This is a genomic window from Suttonella ornithocola (assembly GCF_001889065.1).
GTDB classification, from domain to species: domain Bacteria; phylum Pseudomonadota; class Gammaproteobacteria; order Cardiobacteriales; family Cardiobacteriaceae; genus Suttonella_A; species Suttonella_A ornithocola.
Window position 1 is genome coordinate 12,559 of record NZ_LWHB01000084.1, and the last position, 21,716, is coordinate 34,274.

General features: G+C 35.9%; 24 protein-coding genes. 3 read left to right on the forward strand and 21 right to left on the reverse strand.

The annotated features are described in order from the left end of the window. Positions 1-14 precede the first annotated feature (14 nt). The 16 genes from A5N85_RS06935 to A5N85_RS07010 form a co-directional block, all read right to left on the reverse strand. Entirely contained in the window at positions 15-593 is a 579-nt protein-coding gene (locus A5N85_RS06935; protein ID WP_072576580.1) for a cytochrome b/b6 domain-containing protein, read from the reverse strand. Positions 594-713: 120 nt separating this feature from the next. Further along, positions 714-1,307 carry a cytochrome b562 gene (locus A5N85_RS06940; RefSeq protein ID WP_072576581.1) on the reverse strand — a complete coding sequence of 198 codons (594 nt, stop codon included), beginning with the start codon at positions 1,305-1,307 and terminating at the stop codon, positions 714-716. Positions 1,308-1,397: 90 nt separating this feature from the next. Continuing rightward, positions 1,398-2,774, reverse strand: coding sequence for a bifunctional UDP-N-acetylglucosamine diphosphorylase/glucosamine-1-phosphate N-acetyltransferase GlmU (gene glmU, locus A5N85_RS06945; RefSeq protein WP_072576582.1), 1,377 nt, complete (start codon positions 2,772-2,774; stop codon positions 1,398-1,400). Positions 2,775-2,846: 72 nt separating this feature from the next. Continuing rightward, positions 2,847-3,263, reverse strand: a complete 417-nt coding sequence (locus tag A5N85_RS06950) for a F0F1 ATP synthase subunit epsilon (protein WP_072576583.1) — start codon at positions 3,261-3,263, stop codon at positions 2,847-2,849. 9 nt (positions 3,264-3,272) lie between these two features. Then, on the reverse strand, positions 3,273-4,661 hold the full coding sequence (gene atpD, locus A5N85_RS06955; RefSeq protein ID WP_072576584.1) for a F0F1 ATP synthase subunit beta: 1,389 nt from the start codon (positions 4,659-4,661) through the stop codon (positions 3,273-3,275). Positions 4,662-4,679: 18 nt separating this feature from the next. Continuing rightward, positions 4,680-5,552: a F0F1 ATP synthase subunit gamma gene (gene atpG / locus A5N85_RS06960; RefSeq protein ID WP_072576585.1), complete on the reverse strand. Its 873-nt coding sequence runs from the start codon at positions 5,550-5,552 to the stop codon at positions 4,680-4,682. 9 nt (positions 5,553-5,561) lie between these two features. After that, positions 5,562-7,103: a F0F1 ATP synthase subunit alpha gene (gene atpA, locus A5N85_RS06965; protein ID WP_072576586.1), complete on the reverse strand. Its 1,542-nt coding sequence runs from the start codon at positions 7,101-7,103 to the stop codon at positions 5,562-5,564. Position 7,104: 1 nt separating this feature from the next. Next, positions 7,105-7,659 (reverse strand): F0F1 ATP synthase subunit delta, encoded by a 555-nt coding sequence (locus tag A5N85_RS06970; RefSeq protein WP_072576587.1) that lies wholly within the window; start codon positions 7,657-7,659, stop codon positions 7,105-7,107. Between the two features lie 2 nt (positions 7,660-7,661). Further along, positions 7,662-8,132, reverse strand: a complete 471-nt coding sequence (locus A5N85_RS06975) for a F0F1 ATP synthase subunit B (RefSeq protein WP_072576588.1) — start codon at positions 8,130-8,132, stop codon at positions 7,662-7,664. Positions 8,133-8,167: 35 nt separating this feature from the next. Then, a complete protein-coding gene (gene atpE, locus A5N85_RS06980; RefSeq protein WP_072576589.1) occupies positions 8,168-8,443 on the reverse strand; it encodes a F0F1 ATP synthase subunit C in 276 nt (91 codons plus the stop codon). 36 nt (positions 8,444-8,479) lie between these two features. Then, the gene (gene atpB / locus A5N85_RS06985; RefSeq protein WP_072576590.1) at positions 8,480-9,283 is read right to left on the reverse strand and encodes a F0F1 ATP synthase subunit A; all 804 of its coding nucleotides are present in this window, start codon (positions 9,281-9,283) and stop codon (positions 8,480-8,482) included. Then, complete coding sequence (locus A5N85_RS06990) at positions 9,261-9,641, reverse strand: hypothetical protein (protein WP_143143208.1); 381 nt, start codon at positions 9,639-9,641, stop codon at positions 9,261-9,263. The genes atpB and A5N85_RS06990 overlap by 23 nt, the downstream gene beginning before the upstream one ends. Before the next feature lie 59 nt (positions 9,642-9,700). Beyond that, positions 9,701-10,573, reverse strand: a complete 873-nt coding sequence (locus A5N85_RS06995; protein ID WP_072576592.1) for a ParB/RepB/Spo0J family partition protein — start codon at positions 10,571-10,573, stop codon at positions 9,701-9,703. Between the two features lie 11 nt (positions 10,574-10,584). Beyond that, positions 10,585-11,355, reverse strand: coding sequence for a ParA family protein (locus tag A5N85_RS07000; protein WP_245936004.1), 771 nt, complete (start codon positions 11,353-11,355; stop codon positions 10,585-10,587). Next, a complete protein-coding gene (rsmG, locus tag A5N85_RS07005; protein WP_072576593.1) occupies positions 11,352-11,990 on the reverse strand; it encodes a 16S rRNA (guanine(527)-N(7))-methyltransferase RsmG in 639 nt (212 codons plus the stop codon). The genes A5N85_RS07000 and rsmG overlap by 4 nt, the downstream gene beginning before the upstream one ends. 6 nt (positions 11,991-11,996) lie before the next feature. Then, positions 11,997-13,475, reverse strand: coding sequence for a leucyl aminopeptidase (locus A5N85_RS07010; protein ID WP_072576594.1), 1,479 nt, complete (start codon positions 13,473-13,475; stop codon positions 11,997-11,999). A 215-nt stretch (positions 13,476-13,690) separates the two neighbouring features. On the opposite strand from A5N85_RS07010, the gene lptF reads away from it, so the two are divergent. Genes lptF through A5N85_RS07025 form a run of 3 tightly spaced genes read left to right on the forward strand, consistent with a single transcriptional unit; the run spans position 13,691 to position 16,939 of the window. After that, positions 13,691-14,746, forward strand: a complete 1,056-nt coding sequence (gene lptF, locus A5N85_RS07015) for an LPS export ABC transporter permease LptF (protein WP_072576595.1) — start codon at positions 13,691-13,693, stop codon at positions 14,744-14,746. Continuing rightward, entirely contained in the window at positions 14,747-15,805 is a 1,059-nt protein-coding gene (gene lptG / locus A5N85_RS07020) for an LPS export ABC transporter permease LptG (protein ID WP_072576596.1), read from the forward strand. Positions 15,806-15,817: 12 nt separating this feature from the next. Next, a complete protein-coding gene (locus A5N85_RS07025) occupies positions 15,818-16,939 on the forward strand; it encodes an N-acetylglucosamine-6-phosphate deacetylase (RefSeq protein WP_072576597.1) in 1,122 nt (373 codons plus the stop codon). A gap of 74 nt (positions 16,940-17,013) precedes the next feature. On the opposite strand, the gene A5N85_RS07030 is transcribed toward A5N85_RS07025, so the two are convergent. From A5N85_RS07030 to A5N85_RS07050, 5 genes are all read right to left on the reverse strand, one after another. Beyond that, complete coding sequence (locus tag A5N85_RS07030; RefSeq protein WP_072576598.1) at positions 17,014-18,147, reverse strand: factor H binding protein domain-containing protein; 1,134 nt, start codon at positions 18,145-18,147, stop codon at positions 17,014-17,016. 568 nt (positions 18,148-18,715) lie between these two features. Then, the gene (locus A5N85_RS07035) at positions 18,716-19,471 is read right to left on the reverse strand and encodes a glycosyltransferase family 2 protein (RefSeq protein ID WP_072576599.1); all 756 of its coding nucleotides are present in this window, start codon (positions 19,469-19,471) and stop codon (positions 18,716-18,718) included. Beyond that, positions 19,401-20,480 carry a glycosyltransferase family 4 protein gene (locus A5N85_RS07040; protein ID WP_072576600.1) on the reverse strand — a complete coding sequence of 360 codons (1,080 nt, stop codon included), beginning with the start codon at positions 20,478-20,480 and terminating at the stop codon, positions 19,401-19,403. The genes A5N85_RS07035 and A5N85_RS07040 overlap by 71 nt, the downstream gene beginning before the upstream one ends. 71 nt (positions 20,481-20,551) lie before the next feature. After that, complete coding sequence (locus A5N85_RS07045) at positions 20,552-21,325, reverse strand: transporter substrate-binding domain-containing protein (RefSeq protein ID WP_072576601.1); 774 nt, start codon at positions 21,323-21,325, stop codon at positions 20,552-20,554. Between the two features lie 14 nt (positions 21,326-21,339). Further along, positions 21,340-21,716, reverse strand: a 377-nt coding sequence (locus tag A5N85_RS07050; protein WP_143143209.1) for an ABC transporter permease subunit, incomplete at its 5' end; no start/stop codon positions are given.

The window sequence follows — 21,716 nt, forward strand, 5'->3', positions numbered from 1 at the left end:
CTAAACCATATCAACTACTTATTTTTAGTTTTATGAATCATTGCTCTAATATAGTTATGCTTTAACCATTTACTGGTAAGAAAAACTGCTAATATATGTAAGATAATTAGCACTTCTAATATATTAACCAATAAACCATGTAGTTCACTAAAATTATAATGATAAAGCTGATAGTCATAAGCCAAATCAAATATATATTCATTAACTGCTGGAATAATGCTTCCTGTTTCTGTTGTAAGTGCTGCCATATAGCCAGTTCCTGCAATAGCTATAATTAATAACCAAGCAGACCAAATAAACAATAAACCAAAAGCATTATGTCCTATTGTTTTGTGTTCACGATTCCGTATTTCCTCAATATGAATTTTCATTCCTAAAATAGTTGGAATCATATCTCTTACTCTTGCAGGAAATTTAGCACCAATGATTCCCCATAATAACCGAATTATTACAAGAGAGAAAATAATATAACCTGTTATTTGATGTATGATACTACCGGGGCGCACAATAAAAATATTTATTATGCAGCCTAAAGCAACTAACCAATGGGTAATTCTAACCAATCTATCCCAAATAAAATTTTTATCATTCACGCTAAGCCTCATTTAGCCATTCAGAAACAAACGTAACTTTGACCTAAAATATTTATTTATGTTTAAAATAAAAGCCCCAATTATGAAATAAAGGGGCTTCTTTGCTACTAGATATAAAAATTATTTAACATCAAAATATTTATGACCTTGTTTACGAGTATCATTCATTTCATTTAACAATACTTGGACACCATCTCTATCATTACTTTCAATTGCAATTTCTAAATCTGCAATTTGTTTGCGTAGAGTTTGCATGCCTTGCTGAAATTTTTCTTTATCTTCAGCAGTAAGTTTATTTTTGTCATCTAATCCTAGCGCTTGAGCTTGGCTTGCCCACTTTGCCAATTCTGTTGCTGGCTCTGCCATAGCAGCAAGACTATCTGCTGACTTAAGCTTTTTGAAATTTTTTCCCATTTGTTTCATTGTATCTTCTAAATCCAATTTATCATCTACTATAGTAGGTGCTTGTAATGATTTCACTGGTGATTCAATCATAACGGTTTCAGAAGAAGGTGTAACGCTGATTTCTGTTGCGCTATCCATAACCTTTCCAGCGCTTACAACATCTGTCGTTTTTTGAACTTCTGTATAAACTTCTGCTTTAATAGTTGAATCTGGGCGAGCTTGCGCAGTATCTATGGTATTATTGGTAGCAGCAAAACCTATGTTTGCTACTGCCAATGTCACGATTGAAGTTAATAATAATTTTCTCATAATTGCCTCTCTTTATTGTGTGAATGCCTAATATAGCAATATATTGACTTTATTTATTTAAATTCTTGTAAGTTTTTATTTTATATAACATCAATTGCTTTCAAACTTTTTCCAATCTTCTTTTATTTTTATTTTTGCCCTAGTCAATGCTAAAGCATTAGGAATAATATCTTTTGTGATAACAGAACCAGCACCAATAGTCACATTATTTCCTAAAGATAAAGGAGCAACCAGTGCAGTATTTGAGCCTACAAAAACATTATCTCCAATCATTGTTTTAAACTTATTTTTACCATCATAATTACAAGTAATGGTTCCAGCACCGATATTAACTTTTGAGCCAACAACTGAATCACCTATATAGCTCAAATGATTAACTTTACTTTCTATTCCAATAGTACTGCCTTTAATTTCAACAAAATTTCCGATTCTAGAATGGCTATGTAAAATAGTATTAGGACGTAATCGGGCAAAAGGTCCAACATTAACCGCTTGCTCTACTGTTGTTTTCTCAATAATGCTATAGGCATGAATAACACTATCATTTCCAATGGTACAATTTTCTAAAATACTCCCTGCTTCAATAATCACTCTATCGCCAATAATAACTTTACCCTTAAAGAAAACATTAGGTTCAATAATAACATCCTTTCCAACTTCTACCTCTCCGTGAATATCACAGCGTAAAGGATCAATAATAGTGACTCCTTTATCTAATAATTTCTTAACTTGTTGTTGACGGTAAATACGTTCTGCTTCAGCAAGTTGAATCTTATCATTGATACCTATCATTTCATCTACTTCTTTAATAGACACGCTATCCACAGTCTCTCCATTAGCACTCAATAAGCCAATAATATCCGTTAAATAATATTCTTTTTGTGCATTTTGGCAACTTATCATTGGAATAAACTTTGCTAACAAATGGTTTTGTATAGCCATTACGCCAACATTAATTTCCTTAATACCTTTTTCCATTTCATTGGTATCTTTTTCTTCAATAATGCCAACTATTTCTTTTTGTTCATTTCGAATAATTCTTCCATAACCGAATGGATTATCAACTGTAGCAGTTAGTAAAGCTGCGCCCTTTTCTTCTGCTACATTGATAAGTTTATTGATTGTATCTAATTGAAGGAAAGGTCCATCGCCAAAAACAATTAATGTCACGCCATTTGTTTCTAATAATGGAAGCGCTTGTCTAACAGCATGCCCTGTTCCCAATTGCTCTTCTTGAGCTACCCAAGAAAGATTTTGATAGTCTTCATTGAGTGCCTCTTGTAAAACATTTCCTTGATAACCATAAATAATAGCAATATCTATATCTTTTACTTGCTGTAAAGTTTCTAATAGATGCTTTATCATTGCTTTACCACCCAGAGATTGTAAAACTTTGGGTAAATCAGAACGCATTCTTGTTCCTTTACCTGCTGCTAAAACTAATGCTAATTTATGATTATGTTTCATCTTTAACCTCATAAAAGAAAAGCCGACTATTTGTCGGCTATAATATTATAAATTGGCTATATTAATTAAGTATTAATGTTTATTACGGCGAATAGCAGAAATTTGCGCTGTTAGTTGAGCTATTTCCATATGAATACGTATCGCATCAGGACCAGCATCATTAATGCCTTTCATCCTAGCAACAGCTCTTTCTTTAGCAGCCTTGATTTCAGCCTCATCTAAATCTTCAGCTCGAATAGCTTCATCAGCCAAAATAATGGTCTGTTTTGGTTGGACTTCAATAAATCCTCCAGAAACATAGATAACCTGCTCTTCTCCATTCTCTAATGTCAATCTCACTTGACCTGGTTTGAGCATTGCCATCATTGGACTATGTCTTGCCAAGATACCAAGTTCTCCCGTAGTCGCTGTTGCTGCAATTTGTACAACATTGCCTTCATATAAACAGCGGTCTTGGCTCACAACATTAACGGAAAAAGGCGTTGCCATATAAACTCCTTAGGCTTTTGCCTTCATTTTTTCAGCTTTTTCAACAGCTTCATCAATTGAACCTACCATATAAAAGGCTTGCTCTGGTAGATGATCGTATTGTCCTTCAACAATTCCTTTAAACCCAGCAATAGTATCTTTTAATGACACATATTTACCAGGAGAACCTGTAAATACTTCTGCTACGAAAAATGGTTGTGATAAGAAACGTTGAATTTTACGAGCGCGAGTAACGATTTGCTTATCTTCTTCAGAAAGCTCATCCATACCTAAAATGGCAATAATATCTCTTAACTCTTTATATCTTTGTAAAACGCCTTGAACACTTCTTGCAACATTATAATGTTCTTCACCAATAATAAGTGGATCTAATTGTCTAGAAGTTGAATCTAATGGATCCACAGCCGGGTATATTCCTAGCTCTGCAATCTGGCGAGAAAGAACGATTGTAGAGTCTAAGTGTGCAAAAGTTGTTGCAGGCGATGGATCTGTTAAGTCATCAGCTGGAACATATACTGCTTGAATAGAGGTAATTGAGCCTTTTTTCGTAGATGTAATACGCTCTTGTAATTTACCCATTTCTTCTGCCAAAGTTGGCTGATAACCTGCTGCTGAAGGCATACGCCCTAAAAGTGCAGAGACTTCTGTACCAGCAAGCGTATAACGATAAATATTATCTACGAAGAAAAGAACATCTCTACCCTCTTCTCTAAAATATTCAGCCATGGTCAAGCCTGTCAATGCCACACGGAATCTATTTCCAGCAGGCTCATTCATCTGTCCATAGACCAATGAAACTTTATCTAAAACATTTGACTCTTTCATTTCATAGTAAAAGTCATTCCCTTCACGAGTCCGCTCACCAACACCAGCGAACACAGAATAACCGCTATGCTCAATAGCAATATTTCGGATAAGTTCCATCATATTGACGGTTTTACCTACACCAGCACCACCGAACAAACCAACCTTACCACCTTTTGCAAAAGGACATAATAAGTCAATAACTTTAATACCTGTTTCTAATAGCTCTGTTGAGCTAGACAGTTCATCATACGCTGGTGCTTGACGATGAATGCCCCATTTTTCTTCAGCAAGAATCTCTCCATCGTGATCAACTGGTTCACCAAGTACATTCATAATTCTTCCCAACGTAGCTTTTCCTACAGGGACTTGAATCGGTGCACCGGTATTGGTAATTTCCATTCCTCTTGTTAAACCATCAGACGAGCCCATCGCAATTGTTCTAACAATACCGTCTCCAAGCTGCTGTTGTACTTCAAAAACGATTCCAGCTTCTTTCGATACAAGAGCATCATTAATATTAGGAATAGCATCAATAGGAAACTCAATATCAACAACAGCGCCGATTATTTGCACAATTTTACCTATACTCATATAAACCTCTTCAATTCATTAAACGGCATCTGCGCCGGCAACAATTTCTGTTAACTCTTGGGTAATCGCCGCTTGGCGAGCTTTGTTATATTTCAGTTGTAATTCACTAATTAAATTACCAGCATTATCCGATGCATTTTTCATTGCAATCATTCTAGCTGACATTTCAGAAGCTATATTTTCTAGAACAGCTTGCTTTATAGTACTTTCGATATATCTTCTCAATAACTTATCTAGAATAGCTTCAGGACTAGGTTCATAGAGATAATCCCAAGAATGCTCTTTAGCATGTAGCCCATCATCATGATTAATACTTGCTGGTAATAGCTGTTCTACTCGCGGCTCCTGAGTCATTGCATTAACAAAATAATTAGAAACAATCTTAACTTGTTGTACTTCATTATTCTGAAATGCTCTAATCATCGGTAAAGCACCGCCGATAATATGTTGTATCTCAGGCATCTCTGGATAGTTTTCAACTGTAGAAAGAATTTCTATTCCCACCTGCGTTAGAAAACTAACCCCTTTTCTTCCAAAGACAGAAACTATTATTTTTCGTCCCGCTGCTTGATCTTCTTGAACTTTTTTTAGAAAAAGTTTAAAAAGATTAATGTTTAAACCGCCGCACAAACCTCTATCTGTACTAACAAGAATATAACCAACTTTCTCAATCTTTTCTGGCTTAACAAGAAAAGGATGCTGTGTATGAGAACTGGCATTCATCAAATGCCCAATCACCCTTAAAATATTATCTGTATAAGGTCGGCTAACACGCATGTGTTCTTGAACTCGACGAACTTTAGACGCAGCAACCATTTCCATGGCTTTGGTAATTTTTTGAGTATTTTTTACACTTTTTATCTGTCCGCGAATTTCTTTGGCATTAGACATAGTCTGTTCCTACCATGTTCCTTTTTCTTTGAAGTTATCCAAAGCAGCATGAATATCTTTTTCTATTTCATCGTTATAATCGCCATTTTCATTAATACGATCTAATAAAGGTTGATATTCACTATGCATAAAAGAAAGCATAGCTGCTTCATATTTCATGATATCTTCAATAGCAACATCATCCAAATATCCCTTATCAGCAGCAAATAAAGAAATACCCATTTCTGCTGTATTCAAAGGTGAATATTGTTTTTGCTTCATCAATTCAGTAACACGTTGACCATGTTCAAGTTGTTTTCGGGTAGCTGCATCTAAATCAGAAGCAAATTGCGCAAAAGCTGCAAGTTCTCGATATTGTGCTAAAGCCAAACGAACACCACCACCTAATTTTTTAATTATTTTTGTTTGGGCAGCACCCCCAACACGAGAAACTGACAAGCCAGCGTTAATAGCTGGACGAATACCAGAGTTAAATAAATCTGTTTCTAAAAAGATTTGTCCATCAGTGATAGAAATAACGTTGGTTGGAACAAAGGCTGAAACGTCACCCGCTTGTGTTTCAATAATTGGTAAAGCTGTTAACGATCCTGTTTTGCCTTTTACTTCTCCATTTGTTAATCGTTCAACTTCATCAGCATTGATGCGAGATGCACGTTCTAATAAGCGAGAATGAAGATAAAACACATCTCCGGGATAAGCTTCACGACCAGGAGGACGACGCAATAACAAAGAAACTTGCCGATAAGCCCAAGCTTGTTTCGTTAAGTCATCATAAACAATCAAAGCATCTTCACCACGGTCACGGAAGAATTCTCCCATCGCACAACCAGCATAAGGTGCAATATACTGCATTGCAGCTGAGTCAGAAGCTGATGCAGCAACAATAATAGTATGCTTTAATGCATCATGTTCTTCTAATTTACGAACGACTGCTGCAATTGAGGAGGCTTTCTGACCAATAGCAACATAAATACATTTTACGCCAGTATCTTTTTGGTTAATGATCGCATCAACAGCAATTGCTGTTTTACCAGTCTGACGGTCTCCAATAATCAACTCACGTTGCCCTCGACCTACAGGCACCATAGAGTCAATAGACTTCAATCCTGTTTGTAAAGGCTGGTCTACTGATTGACGCTCAATAACGCCTGGAGCTATTTTTTCAATAGGTGAAGTAGTATTGGTCTTGACATCGCCTTTTCCGTCGATAGGTTCACCTAGTGCGTTTACTACTCGTCCTAATAATTCTCTCCCAACAGGAACTTCAAGAATTTTTCCTGTACATTTAACCTTATCCCCTTCACGAAGATGAGTATAATTTCCTAATACGACTGAACCGACATTATCACGTTCTAAGTTTAACGCAAGCGCGTATTCTCCTCCAGGCAGTTCTATCATTTCTCCAAGCATTACTTGCTGTAAGCCTTGGATACGAACAATTCCATCGGACACACTGATGATGGAGCCTTCGGCTTTACTGTCTACTTTGCTATCATAGTCAGCAATTTTTTCTTTGATAAAGCTGCTAATTTCAGCGGCATTTAATTGCATATTAATTCCTCAAGTCATCAAGCTTCCGGGCAAATTGTTCAATCCGCCCTCTAGTAGATTGGTCAATAACCAATCCGTCATATTCAATTCGTAGTCCTGCTAATAAGCTTGGTTGTTCTTTTACTTTTAAAACAATTTTCTTATTAGTTTTCTTTTCTAAGAAAAGACTTATTTTTTTTTCTTCATCAGAAGTTAGGGATTTAGCGCTATAGACCGTAGCTTCAAGCATACCTTCTGATTCATTTAGTAACTGATCATATTTCAAGGCAATTTCTGGCAACACACTAAGCCGATCATTTTCACGCAAAATATGAAGAAGATTTCTTTCTTCTTTTGTCAGTTTACTGTCACGAGTACTTACCAAATATTGCTCTAGCCAATTTACGAATTCATCATAAAAACCAGGAGCGAATAATCTTGCAAGTACAATTTCAGACTGACAAAAATCAGCAGCAGCAGTTAAAAACTCCTGCCACTGAATTTGAGATTGCTTATTTACAGTTTGCTCAAAAATAGCTTTTGCATATGGTCTGGCGATAGTTTCAGATTGCGACATAATTAAAATTTCTCAGTCAGTTCTTGCAAAAGTTTTTCATGATCTTTTGCGTTAATTTCACGCGCTACAATTTTCTCTACACCTTCCACAACCAATGCAGAAAGCTGACCTCTTAGATCAAGATAAGCTTGGCGCTTTTCTTGTTCAATCTGAGCACGGGCATGCTCAAGCTCTAAAGCACCTACTTTTTTTGCTTCTTCACGAGCCGATTCTACGATCTGTCCTGCTTGTTTTTGCGCTTGAGTAACAATTTCATTAGCTTGCGTTTTTGCTTCTCCTAAAACTTCTTCAGAATGCTGACGAGCTTCTTCAAGTTTATGGCGAGCACTATCTGCCATACTTAAACCATCAGCGATTTTACGTTGTCGCTCTGAAGCAATTTTTGAAAAGATAGGCCAAATATATTTGTTAACAAACCACCAAAATACCAGGAAAGTGCCTACCTGACCAATCAGCGTTAGATTAATGTCCATGTGTGCACACCTTTAAGAATAATAAAAATAAAAGATTAAGGTGAAATTCCGCCAAGAAGTGGGTTTGCAAACACCATGATTAAAGCAATTACCACGCTAATCATTGCAACAGCATCAAGTAGGCCAGCGATAATGAAAAATTTACCTTGTAAAGGGTTCATCATTTCAGGTTGACGCGCAGAACTTTCAAGATATTTTCCGCCAAGTAACGCAAAGCCTATACCTGTGCCAACAGCTGCCATACCTAAAATTAAACCAATAGCGATAGCAGTAAAGCCCTGAATTTGCACAAACGCTTCAATATTTCCCATAAGTAACCTCCTAACAATAAATAAATGGATGGAAAATTAGTGTGATTCTGCCATTGATAAATAAACAATGGTCAAAATCATAAAAATGTATGCTTGTAATGTAACAACTAATATGTGAAAGATTGCCCAAGCACCACCTGGTAAAAATTGCACAAAAAATGGAAGTAATGCAATTAATATAAATACTAGCTCACCAGCAAATAAGTTACCAAAAAGACGAAGAGATAGAGAGATAATTTTTGCAATATCTTCAACAACTTTTAGCGCAAAATTTATAGGGTATAAGATAATTTTTGCCCATAGTTTCTCTGCTTCAAATGGATGTCCACCTAAAGATTTAGCAAAACCTAAGAATCCATGATTGGCTTTGAATCCATAAACATAAGTTAAAACAACAACGGTAATAGATAAGGCAAATGTTGCATTTACGTCAGTAGATGGAACCACTTTTAAATAAGGAATTCCTACCATTGAAGCAGCTGAAGGTAGTAAATCTACAGGAATAAGGTCCATGGCATTCCATAAGAGCACCCAACAAAAAACTGTTAAAGCTAGGGAACCAATATCTGAACGTGATTCTCCAAAGAAGTCTTTAACTGTCCCATCAACAAAGTCAAATATCATTTCAGCAACGTTTTGGGCAAATCCTGGTACCCCTGATTGCATTTTTTTGGCTAATGTATAAAAGAACCAACAAAAAAGCACGCCTAATAAGACGGAGAAAAAGAATGTATCAATATGAAATGACCAAAAGCCACCTGGTTCACCAAGCACTAGGTTCGTCATATGGTGGTTAATAAATTCGCCACTAGTCATTTCAGCGCTGTGTTCTGCTGCCATTTTGCCTCACCAACAAAAGTAATAGTCCATAAGAGGTAATATAAACCACTGAAAACCCAATCAATATCCATAAAGACATAAGCTTCAAATAAGACATAAAAATAACTGATAGTAAATAAACTATCAGCCATTTTATTGCTTCGCACAACAACATAATGCGATAAAAGGTTTTTGCTCGAATCACTTTTGGCATTTGCCAAAAGATAACCCATGCAAAAAAAGCCATCGCACAACTCATTGTTGAGCCAGCTAATAATGATTTCCAATATGGTTTATAAGGACTTAAAAGAACAATCCCCTCTATGATTATAGAAACAACCAATTGAAATATCAGTAGCTTTTTTGAAATTTCTCTCATTTAAGGATAATTTCTGTGAATTATAAAAGGTTGTACATATATGGTCAATGAAAATTCTTTCAATGATAGCCCCATTTTTCAAAAATAGCTTCAAGCTCATCTAAATTTTTATATTTTAGAATTATCTTTCCATTTCCTTTTTTTTGATGGTTAATAGCAACGCTATATCCCATAAACTCACTAATTTTATCTTCTAAAGAAAGAATGTCAGTATCTTTGATAGAAGCTTTTTCTTTTTTTATATCATCAGCTCCAGATAGTAATACTTTTACTCTTGATTCTGTTTGCCTGACCGTCATATTTTTTTGTTTAATTTCTGCTAATAGTTTTTGTTGTATAGCTGTGTTTAAACTTAACATCGCGCGCGCATGCCCCATTTCAATTTCACCAGCACCCAATGATTTTTTTACCGGTTCAGAAAGCTCTAATAAGCGCAAAGTATTACTAATTGCAGAACGAGAACGTCCAATAAGTTGTGCTACTCGCTCATGAGTTAATTGAAAATCTTTGACTAATTGCTGTAATCCCTCAGCAATTTCCAAGATATTCAAATCTGCTCTTTGTAAGTTTTCAATTAAAGCAACCGCTAACGCTTGTTTATCATTATAATTTTTAATAACGCAAGGAACTTTAGATAAACCTGCTTGCTGTCCTGCCCTAAAACGCCTTTCTCCTGCAATAATTTCATATTTTTCATGCGCAATGGGGCGAACTACTAGCGGTTGCAAAATGCCATGTTCTGAAATAGATTGCGCTAATTCATTTAGCGCTAATTCATTAAAATTTCTCCTAGGCTGATATTTTCCCGCTTGAATACGAGAAATATCAATTTCTTTTAAACTTTCTAGCTCAGGCTGTTCTAAAACGTCTCGACCAATATCGCCTAGTAAATCCCCTAAATTTTTTTTCAATCCACCTTTTCGGCTTGACATTATAAAGCTCCTTAATTCCCTATTCGCTGTACTAATTCGCGCGCAATTGCTCTATATGCAACTGCTCCTTTTGAGCGTCCGTCATATTGAGTAATGGGTAATCCATAGCTTGGGGCTTCAGCTAAACGAATGTTTCTAGGCACTACTTCTGAAAAAACCAGCTGATTTAAATGCTCTAATAAACTTTCTGATACTTCCCTTGTTAGCCTTGAGCGTGGGTCATACATCGTACGAATAAATCCAGCAACTTTTAATTGAGGATTTACGCTTTGTCGAATTTGACCAATAGTATCTAACAAAGCGCTAACACCTTCTAAGGCGAAATACTCACACTGAATAGGAACCAAGACATAATGAGACAAAACCATTGCATTGATTGTTAATAAATTTAATGTAGGTGGACAATCAATCAATACCCAATCAAACCGCTCAATCCAGCCTGTGCAATATTTTTTTAATAAATTATGCCGCTCAGCATTTTGCGCCATTGTTACATCGGTTGCTGTTAAATCATCATTAGCAGGTAAAAGCCAAAATTTAGCATCCTCTCGATAAATAACAATATCTTCTGGTGCATGCGTCCCTTTTAGCACATCCATAACGCCAAGCGCTATTTCGCGACGATTTAATCCGCAAGCAACGGTTGCATTTGCTTGTGGATCCATATCAATAAGCAATACTTGCTCCCCCTGTTCTGCAAGTACTGCTGCAAGGCTAACAGCCGTTGTTGTTTTTCCTACTCCGCCTTTTTGATTGGTTACAGCGAGTATCTTTATGCTCACGATAATTTTCCTTCACGACTGATTTCTATCCACAATCTTGGTGCCTCTAAAAGAGGAACTTCTACTGACTCAATTCGAGAAATAACAAAACCTGGATAGGTACAAACTTCATCATTATGCGCTTTCATTAAAGCCCATCTAGCATCTTCAGCGCCCAAGTGTTCTGTTAACTTTAAAAAGGTATCAATTTTAGCAACTGCTCGACTCAAAATAATGGGTAATGGTTTTGGTGGTTGCCAGCTTTCTACTCTTGCGCTAACGATTTCGACTTTTTCTAAATCTAATACGCGTTTTACCTCTCGTAGAAAAGCAACTTTTTTACGATTTGACTCTACTAAATAAATTTTTTTATCTGGAAACACAATAGAAAGAATCAGCCCAGGTAATCCAGCTCCTGTTCCAATATCTGCTAGAGTGTCTTTATCTTTCACAAACGGTACAACTGCCAGACAATCTAATAAATGAATACGAATCTGCTCTTTTTCTTCTCTAATAGCAGATAAATTATGTACTTTATTCCATTTATTTAGCAAAGCCAAATAAGTCATAAGTTTTTCCTGCCCATTTAGTGGCAGATTAAACGTTAATTGTTTTAATCCTTCTTCTAAATAGGCAGATACGGTTTTTGAATGCATTAATTTTTAAGCCTTTTCAGCAAGACGTTGAAAATATTCTAACAACATTCCAACAGGGCGTCCGCTGCTTCCTTTTGCTTTTCCACTATTCCAAGCAATACCTGCAATATCAATATGTGCCCATGAATAGCTTTCAGTAAAGTTAGATAAAAAGGCAGCGGCCGTAATAGAGCCAGCTTCTCGGCTACCTGAGATATTTGCCAAGTCAGCAAATGGGCTTTTCATCATATCTTTATATTCCACATCTAATGGCATCTTCCAAGCACGATCATAGACAATCTCGCCTGCTTCAAATAATTCCTCTACTAGCGCAGCATCATTACCAAAAAGCCCTGCTCTTGGTGAGCCTAAAGCTATAACAACAGCACCTGTTAAAGTTGCTAAATCAATCACAGCTTGTGGTTTAAATTTTTCTGCGTATGTTAAAGCATCACATAAAATTAAGCGTCCTTCCGCATCAGTATTCAATACCTCTATGGTTTTGCCACTCATGCTAGTCACAATATCCCCGGGTTTAACCGCTTTTCCGCTAGGTAAATTCTCTACCGCAGGAATCAATGCAATAACATGAACCGGTAATTGAGCTTCAGCAATTGCTTTCATTGCGCCAAAAACAGCTGCTGCTCCGCCCATATCATATTTCATTAAGTCCATATCAGCTGCAGGCTTTAAAGAAATCCCACCCGCATCAAAAGTAACGCCTTTACCCACCAAAACAATGGGTTGCTTATTAACAAATTTATTTGGTTTATAAGACATTTCTATTAAACGCGGTTCTTCTTCTGAACCTTGCGCAACGGCTAAAAGCGCGCCCATTTTTAACGACGTTAGTTCTTTCTTTTTATGCAGCTTTGTTTCCATTGTTTCATACTTATCAGCTAATTGCTTAGCTTGCTCTCCTAACCAGCTAGGCGTACAAACATTTGCGGGGGTATTTCCCAAATCTCTTGTTAGATAAGTACCCGCCATTCTTGCTTGCACCCAAACTAAATCTGCTTTAGCATTTTCGTCATCTGAAAGCCAAATAATTTGCACTTTTTCTGCAAACTTTGCAGCTGCCTTATCATCATCTGTTAAATTTTTAAATGTATCAAATCGGTAAGCTGCATCAGATAAATGTGATAAAATAAATCGGCAAATATCTTTTATATCAAAATCATCTAAAGCTAATGCACATTTTTCCCAGCCTTTCTGAGCAATGACTTCCCAAAGTTTGACACAAGTACTTTTTAAACATTGTCCATTTTGCGGCTTTAATCCACAAATAATTACTCGTTTATTTTCCAAGTGAGGAACAGCAACTAAAGAAACAACCTCTCCCATCTTAGGTAAATCATTAGTTTCTTTTAATTGAGAAAAAAATCCCTCACTTTCTTTATCTAAATCTTTTAATGTCCGACCAAAATTTCCTTCCGCATCACACCATACAACTAAAACGTCTGCTGCTACCTTCTGAAAATCTGACTTTTTAACTTGAAACTTCATAACCATTCTCCAATAAATATATTTATCTCTTCGTTAGAATATCATAAGGCATCTAGAGTAAGAAGATTCTGTTTTTGACTGATATCTATTAACTATTGCTTAACTTCATAATTTCATTAAAAATAACTTCTCAAACAAAAAATCAGTCAATAGATTGACTAACTCATACCCTCCAAATATGGCACAATATCTCTATATTTTTAATGTATACATACATGGGTTTACCAATACTCTATCGCTACATTATACGCGAAATTAGCGCGTATTTTTTTGCTATAATATTTATATTATTAACAATAATACTTAGCTTTCGGCTTTCTCGACTACTTTCTACCGCAGTTGCAGGCGACATCAGCTTAACTGCCGTCTGGAAACTTATTGGACTACAAGCCATCAATATGTTGATAATTTTAATGCCTATTGCTTTAATTTTATCTATCATGATGACCTTAAGTCGCCTTTATCGAGATTATGAAATGAGCGCTCTATTTGCAGGCGGTATTGGACGGAATCATCTACAAAAAATTATTTTATTTCTATCTGTACCGATTGCCATTATTCTACTAACGCTCACTTTATTTCTCTTACCAGAAATCCAAACTAAAAGTACGCTATTAAGGACACAAGCGAAACAACAAGCAAGCTTTGCACTATTTATTCCTAATAGCTTTCGAAGAATGGATGATGGAACCGTCATTCATACAGGAAATATAGAAAATAACATCTATCAGCATTTCTTTATTGCGCAACATCAAAAAGAGCAATACAGCGTTATTTTTGCTAAAACTGGGCAGATTGATGAATATCAAAAAGAAAACTATCTCTATTTAAATCATGGGGTTAGAGCAAGTTGGGATAAAAATAAAGATCCTAAACAATCAGATTATACTCAATTTGCAAGTGCCGAATTACATCTACCTTCATCTGAAGAAACAAAAATTGACGAAAGAGTCCGTAATTTATCAACAGATAAACTCAATAATTCTGCCGAACATCAAGCAGAATTACAAAGTCGATTAAATCCTGCTCTTGCCATGATAATATTTGCTCTGTGTTTACCTATGCTTGCACACAGAACACCGCGTAGCCAAAAAAGCCAGCGATTATTGCCTGCTTTTTTGCTATTTGCACTTTATATCAATCTACTAGATATTGTAGTGAAGTCTATTGCAAAAGGTAGTTTAGCTATATTTCCGGGAAGCTTTATCGTTCATGGAATGGTTTTAATAGCCATTGTCTTTTGGTGGATAAAAACGAGAGGCAATGAATAAATGAAAAAATTTGATCGCTATCTTCTTCGAATTTTGCTTATTAGTATTCTTATTGTCTTAATTTTTCTTTTAGGAATTGATTTTTTAGTACAAAGTAGTGAAGATGCCGACAATATTGGGAAAGGACAATATAGTTTTGGCATAATGACATATGTCCTCCTACTACAAATCCCAGATAAAATTATCCAATTTCTACCCGCAGCAATTTTAGTGGGTACCATTATGAGTTTAGGGCAGCTAAGCACACAAAATGAGTTAACCGTCATTCGTACCGCCGGTATATCACGATTGCGCATGGCTTATGCTGGTATTTTTTTAGCACTCAGCCTAGGCATTGGACTAATTATCATTGGAGAGTATATTGCACCTGCTTTAACGAATAAAAGCGAACTTATCAGAAGCCAAGCCCTAGGTAAGACTGCTAAAACAGCTTACCAACAGGGAATTTGGTTAACAAGCGATGATTATAATATGACCCATATTTCTCATCTAAACACTGACGGTTCTCTAGCTGATATTATGATTTATCAACAAGATGCTGATAATAATATCATTATTACAGAAGCACAAAAAGCGCTATATACATCTTCAAAGTGGCAACTTTTTAACCCAATCGCCTATCGCCTATCGCCTCAATCTGCAGAACAAATTACTGCAAATACTGTTTGGGCAAATGAAGTTACACCAGAAACACTTATTTCTTTAGCAAATATTCATCAGGCAACTACTTTAAAAGAACTTTATACGCTCACTCACTTTTTAGCAGCAAACCACCTTAATCACCAAGATCAAAGTTTACGTTTTTGGCAAAGAATGTTATTACCGCTCTCTACACTAACCATGTTACTACTTGCTTTACCGTTTGCTTTTAGTGAAAGAAGGAGTGGCTCTGGAGGTGTTCGCTTGATGATTGGTATACTCTTGGGCGTTACCTATTATATTTTGCAAGGTATTCTTTCAAGTTTAGCGCTTTTAATGCATTGGTCTCCTTTTTTAGGCGCTATTCTTCCGGTTCTCATTCTTGGCATTCCGCCGATTATTCTTTTAATTAGAAACTAAACGGAGAAAATCATGATAACTTACTATCGTGGCGCACAACTCTATGATAATGGCAACCTCATCGAAGGTTTTGCTTTAGCTGTAGAAAATGGAAAAACCATTGCTCTTCTACCTGAAACCGATATTCCAAAGCAAGTAACGGTTAAAACATTAAATGGAGGCGTGCTTACTCCCGGATTCATCGAAACACAAGCTAATGGTGGAGGTGGCGTATTAGTCAATAGCGACACTAGCGAAACAGGACTAAGTCAAATTTTTTCTGGTCATCGTCAGTATGGTACTGTTGCAATGCTTCCTACTTTCATCACAGATAGTAAAGAAAAATATCATCAAGCCATTAAAAATATCGCAAATGCAGTTAAAAACAACGTTCCTGGTATTATTGGTGGACATTTTGAAGGTCCTTTTTTAAATCCAGAAAAAAAAGGAACACATCAAATTGATTATATTCGTCAACCTGATAAAGATGATTTTGCCGTTTATGAACAATATAGTGAATATTTACAGCACTCTATCTTAAGTTTAGCACCTGAAAAAGTAGAGCGCGGAACCATTGCTGCAATTAAACCCTTTATTCCACAAATCAACATGGCACATAGCCAAGCAACACATGAAGACATTGCTCGTGCATATGGAGAAGGATTAACCGGTTTAACGCACTACTATAATGCCATGCGCCCACTAAGTGGTCGAGACCCCGGTCCATTAGGAAGTGCTGCTGAATTCGGACTATATGTTGGCATTATTCCTGATGGAATACATAGTCACCCATATTCACTAGCTAGCGCTTATCGCTTAATTGGTAAACATCATTTAATGCTTGTGACAGATTCAATGCACACTATTGGTACATCTGATATTCAAGAATTTGATTTAATGGGCATCAAAGTCTTTGTTAAGGAAGATAGACTTGTAAACGAACACGACTCTTTAGCTGGTGCGCATATTAACCAGCTACAATGCCTACATAATGCTATCAGATATATGCATATTGACTTACGTACGGCATTAACTATGCTTATTAAAACACCGGCAACCTATGTCCAGCGCCCAGATTTGGCACGAATAGCGCAGCGCAATATAGAAGAGATTATCTATTTAGATAAACAATTAGCATTGAGAAATTGGCAATAGATTTTACATTAATATTAAAAAGCCGACTTATGATTGAAACATAAGCCGGCTTTTTAATATTAATAGACTAAAGATTATCGCTCACCAGCAAATGCAGCAATTGGTGTTTTTTCCTCCTCATGATGATGTTCATGAGCAGAAAAATTTTTCTCAATAAATACTTTTCCACTACTATCTGAATTTACTTGTAAAATCCCTGCCATTTCTTCCGCTTTTGGGCCAAAAAAGACGCTAGAATAAGAGAAACTTCTATCGTCTCCTGAAACAATCGCATCGCCTACAATACCCGGACCTATTTGACTATACTCATCTGGTAAAGTTTCTGGTTCACTATATACAGATAATCTAACTTCATCAGAAAGCGCAGCAACGCCTAATTTTACATTACCTAAATCTCCTGCTTCTTGCCAAACAATCTCTCCACCTTTTCCTAACTTATTACCGAAATCAACCATATAAGAAAAATCACCAAAACGTTGACCATCAATTGCCTTGCCTCTATATGTAGCAATTCCTGTTCGTGGCAAGTCATTAGCAGAAGTGAGTAAACCGTTAGGTAAATCGGCATAAAAAGGATCATCACGATCAACGCGTTCATCCTCAAAATAAACGACTTTTGTTGTGCCTCCAGAAATACCACTATAAAACTGCTGATAAGACATAATTTCTTCTTCTGTATGTGGTTTTCCAGCAATTTCTGTTTTCAAGAAACCTTTAGCCTCACCTTGAGGAAAAACACTCGAATTAAAATGATAAAATTCATCATTAGAATTTATTTCAGGTTTCTTCATTACTATTGTTTCTTGATGTCCGTCAGGAAAAGTAAAAGTATAAACCCCAGAGTAATCATTTGGAAAACCGGCCGAATCGGATACTCTCTTCGCTTCAATTACATCCTTTTTAATTTTTTCATTAATTACTGTTTTTTCTAAATCCTCCTGCTTTTCAGTAATTAACGTATTATTATTACTACTACTAATATTTGGATGCGTTTGAATAGATTGACTAGATACTTCTTCTGATGTTTTACTTTGATTACTATTTTCATCTAATTGTTTATCTGATTGGCTAGAAACTTGTTCATTGGTACGACTACTAGAAGTATCTACTACAGTAGCTGAAATAGGATGACCATTTCCTCCACCGCTACATCCAGATAATAAAAATAAAGAAGACAATCCTATTTCTAAATATATTATTTTTTTCATATTGTTACGTTTACAAATAATGGTTTAATCATCCATAAAAAATTTATTACTTGATATTGCTATCGAAAATATAGCCAACTTCCCAAAAAATGCATACAACATTAACTCAATATCCACTTTTAAAACAGCATTTTATATCAAATTACTGTATGCTTTTTTTGGGATCCCTGCTATAAAGTCTTCTAGTAAAAATTTTTTACATTATTAGGTTAGAAGTTTAATCTTCATTACCTTAATAAAATGTTATATCATAACATTAAAAATGACAATAAAAATTTTCCTTTATGGAAACAAAACATAATCATTTTCTATAGTCAAATATCTTTAACTCACATATAGAACTGGAGCGTCTTTCCGTACTAATGTGTGCTGTTTGTACTCGCGATTTGTACGCAATCTGAACTCATTCAGCTATATATAGCGAAATGTCTTTAACTTGCGTTGGTTCATCTTGTCATATGTACTGTCTGAATACTCGACACGTTGTATATAAGCTAAAATCATTCAGCTATAACAGATAAAGTATTATAATAATTATAAAATATAAGACACATCATATCATATCACTTTAATTGGAATTATTGATTTCCATCAATTTAATATAGCGATAATACTTACTAATTCCATTAGCCGCAGCGATGATAAATCCTTCTTTTCCATCTAAAAAACCGCGTTTTAAGAAATAAGTTTTAAAAAAAGCACCGCTACCATGAACCAAAGCTTTACTAATTGAGCTTTTTTTCTTTCCTTGGTAGCTTTCTGCATATAGCCGGCTATAATGCTGCATTTTGGCAATTAAATCTTCTGCACCATTACATCCATAATGATTAAGCTGTCCTTTTAGCGTTACGACATTAGCTGCTTCTGGGATAATAATGGCTTCATGTACCAATTTGTTATTAAATTTTGTAAATTGTCGATTAAACAAACGAATTAAATAATCTGGTGCCCAACCACTATGTTGAATGGCTTTGGCTCGATAATAGTTACATCGATTAACTCGATAAACAATAGAACTTTGAGAAAAAGGAATAGATTGAATATCAGCTAATAATGCTTCATTTGGCTGTTCATCTGCATCGAGCGCAAAAATCCAATCATATTTAGCAACTTCAATCGCACTATTTTTAGTTGCGCCAAAACCAATAAAATCTCCGCGAACAATCTTTACATTAGAATATTTTTCCGCTATGTCAATGGTCAAATCTTGCGAACCATTATCATAAACAATAATTTCCTCAAAAACCTTAAGCTTATTTAGGGTTTGTGATAGATGTCGTTCCGCATTTTTCGTGATAATGACAACCGATATCGGCAGTTTCATGAGGGATTCCTAAAATTTGATAATAACAAGCAAGATATTTTTCTGCCATTTGTTCTGCTGTGTAGCGCTCACTCGTTTGTTGCGCCGCCGTTGATAAACGAATTCGTAGCGCTGGATTATTCGCGAGATTTTGTAAGGCACATTCCAGCTCACTATCCGTATCAATTAGTAAGCCATTTTCTCCATGCTGTATCAAATCAGGAATTCCGCCAACATTTGAAGCAACAATGGCTTTGCTCATTTGCATGGCATCAATGATTGTTGAACCTAATCCTTCATAACGAGAAGGAAACGCAAAAATATCAAAACTAGCGAGGTAAGAGAGAACGTCTTCTGTATATCCAACAAAACGAATGTTATCTGCACCTGCCGCTAATGCTTCTAGCGTGGTTCTATCTTGCCCTTCTCCAACCAACACCAATACCCATTCAGGGTGATTTTTCACAATTTTGATTAACCGGCTTTGCCCTTTATGCTTATCAATCAAAGCACCTATATGCCCAATTATTGTCCTACTCCCTGCCCATTTTCGGATATCATTATTCGGAGTGCTCAATGGGCTAATCGGGCAGCAAGCACTTGGAATAATTTGATGATTGGTATTAAAAGTAGAAAGTTCTTGGTCAATTATTTTTGATAAGCCAACTAACGTAGCCGCTTTGCCATAAAGTAGCCGATGCTTAAGGTTATTCTTTAAGGGATGATCCACTCTGCGAGTAATGAGATAAGGTGTCTTATATAAGGAATGATACAGACCTGCCCAATAGGCACCTTTGGTTTCATGTGCATGCAAAATATCTGCAGGGCGTTTTTTCCACCATTTTTTAAACGAGTTTTTTATAGGATAAGTAGTAATGGGCAAATCTGAAAGCTTTTCTCTCAATGGACTATTTTCTAGACACACTAATTGTTGTTCTGGAAGATAAGGAAAAAGTGCTCGAATCAATAGTTCCGTTTGCCTTTCACCACCGCGAAAACCACGAGCAAGATTAACATGAAGAATATTCATAAAGTTATATTACTTTTCTCAAATCATAATAAAAATTGTGATTTGAGTTGATTTAACTATTTGTTAAAAAATTAGTAAATATCGAAGTCAAAATATTTTTGATTGATTTTTTGATATTCACCATTATCACGAATAGCCTTTATTGCATCATTAAACCTTTGCTTAAGCGCTTCATCGCCCTTACGAATAGCAATGGAAACGCCTGAACCGTAATAGTCTGGATTATTAAATAAGGGTGCAGCAAAGGCATAATCTTTTCCCATATCTGTTTTTAAGAATCCGTTTGCTAACGCTGTTTGATCTGCCAAGGTAGCATCAATTCTACCAGCAACCAAATCCAAGTTTGCTTCATCTTGTGTATTGTATCGTTCAATAGATTTTACGATTGGTGCAAGCTCCGCTGTGGCATAAGTGTCATGGATAGTTGAAGTTTGCACGCCTAACACTTTACCTTTTAGTGCTTCTTTCCAGTTTTCATTATTGATTTTTTGGGCCAATTCTTTCTTAAGCACAAGCTGCCCTTTATTTGAATAATATTTATTCGTAAAATCAACGATTTTACGACGCTCTGCGGTATCACTCATAGAGGCAACAATAGCATCAATTTTTTCATTTAATAAGGAAGGAATCAATCCGTCCCAATCAATTTTTACCAATTCACAATCTGCTTTCATTTGCGCACAAAGCGCTTTGGCAATATCAATATCAAAGCCAACGAACTCACCTGCTTCATTAACTGCTGAAAAAGGAGGATAAGCAGCCTCAACACCAATTTTGATTTTATCTACAGCATGAACCGCTGTAATGAAACTTGCTAAAAATAATGTCAATATTGTTTTTTTCATTAAGATATTCCTCTCTAAATTTGACGTGGGGACAGGTGACGATATACGCGTTTTTCTAAGATTTTAAAACCAGTAAAAATCAACATCGTAATGGCTAAATAAATTAAACCCGCGGCAATAAAAGGTAAATAAGGCTCATAACTTCTTCCATAAGCAACACGAGCTGCTTGAGTAATATCCATTACTGCAATGGTTGAGAGAATAGCAGAACCATGAAGCATGAAAATAACCTCATTGGCATAAGCTGGCAAAGCTCGGCGCACAGCGCTCGGGAAAGTAATACGAATAAAAATTTGCTTAGAAGACATTCCAAAAGCTTTTGCTGCTTCAATTTCACCTGCTGGAGTCGTTTCAATTGCGCCACGCACAATTTCAGAGGTATAAGCTGCGG

Bases quoted from the DNA above. Each gene is read 5' to 3' on its own strand.
- A5N85_RS06940 (WP_072576581.1), bottom strand. From the start codon at position 1,307: ATGAGAAAATTATTATTAACTTCAATCGTGACATTGGCAGTAGCAAAC.
- glmU (WP_072576582.1), bottom strand. From the start codon at position 2,774: ATGAAACATAATCATAAATTAGCATTAGTTTTAGCAGCAGGTAAAGGA.
- A5N85_RS06950 (WP_072576583.1), bottom strand. From the start codon at position 3,263: ATGGCAACGCCTTTTTCCGTTAATGTTGTGAGCCAAGACCGCTGTTTA.
- atpD (WP_072576584.1), bottom strand. From the start codon at position 4,661: ATGAGTATAGGTAAAATTGTGCAAATAATCGGCGCTGTTGTTGATATT.
- atpG (WP_072576585.1), bottom strand. From the start codon at position 5,552: ATGTCTAATGCCAAAGAAATTCGCGGACAGATAAAAAGTGTAAAAAAT.
- atpA (WP_072576586.1), bottom strand. From the start codon at position 7,103: ATGCAATTAAATGCCGCTGAAATTAGCAGCTTTATCAAAGAAAAAATT.
- A5N85_RS06970 (WP_072576587.1), bottom strand. From the start codon at position 7,659: ATGTCGCAATCTGAAACTATCGCCAGACCATATGCAAAAGCTATTTTT.
- A5N85_RS06975 (WP_072576588.1), bottom strand. From the start codon at position 8,132: ATGGACATTAATCTAACGCTGATTGGTCAGGTAGGCACTTTCCTGGTA.
- atpE (WP_072576589.1), bottom strand. From the start codon at position 8,443: ATGGGAAATATTGAAGCGTTTGTGCAAATTCAGGGCTTTACTGCTATC.
- atpB (WP_072576590.1), bottom strand. From the start codon at position 9,283: ATGGCAGCAGAACACAGCGCTGAAATGACTAGTGGCGAATTTATTAAC.
- A5N85_RS06990 (WP_143143208.1), bottom strand. From the start codon at position 9,641: ATGAGAGAAATTTCAAAAAAGCTACTGATATTTCAATTGGTTGTTTCT.
- A5N85_RS06995 (WP_072576592.1), bottom strand. From the start codon at position 10,573: ATGTCAAGCCGAAAAGGTGGATTGAAAAAAAATTTAGGGGATTTACTA.
- rsmG (WP_072576593.1), bottom strand. From the start codon at position 11,990: ATGCATTCAAAAACCGTATCTGCCTATTTAGAAGAAGGATTAAAACAA.
- A5N85_RS07010 (WP_072576594.1), bottom strand. From the start codon at position 13,475: ATGAAGTTTCAAGTTAAAAAGTCAGATTTTCAGAAGGTAGCAGCAGAC.
- lptF (WP_072576595.1), top strand. From the start codon at position 13,691: ATGGGTTTACCAATACTCTATCGCTACATTATACGCGAAATTAGCGCG.
- lptG (WP_072576596.1), top strand. From the start codon at position 14,747: ATGAAAAAATTTGATCGCTATCTTCTTCGAATTTTGCTTATTAGTATT.
- A5N85_RS07025 (WP_072576597.1), top strand. From the start codon at position 15,818: ATGATAACTTACTATCGTGGCGCACAACTCTATGATAATGGCAACCTC.
- A5N85_RS07030 (WP_072576598.1), bottom strand. From the start codon at position 18,147: ATGAAAAAAATAATATATTTAGAAATAGGATTGTCTTCTTTATTTTTA.
- A5N85_RS07035 (WP_072576599.1), bottom strand. From the start codon at position 19,471: ATGAAACTGCCGATATCGGTTGTCATTATCACGAAAAATGCGGAACGA.
- A5N85_RS07040 (WP_072576600.1), bottom strand. From the start codon at position 20,480: ATGAATATTCTTCATGTTAATCTTGCTCGTGGTTTTCGCGGTGGTGAA.
- A5N85_RS07045 (WP_072576601.1), bottom strand. From the start codon at position 21,325: ATGAAAAAAACAATATTGACATTATTTTTAGCAAGTTTCATTACAGCG.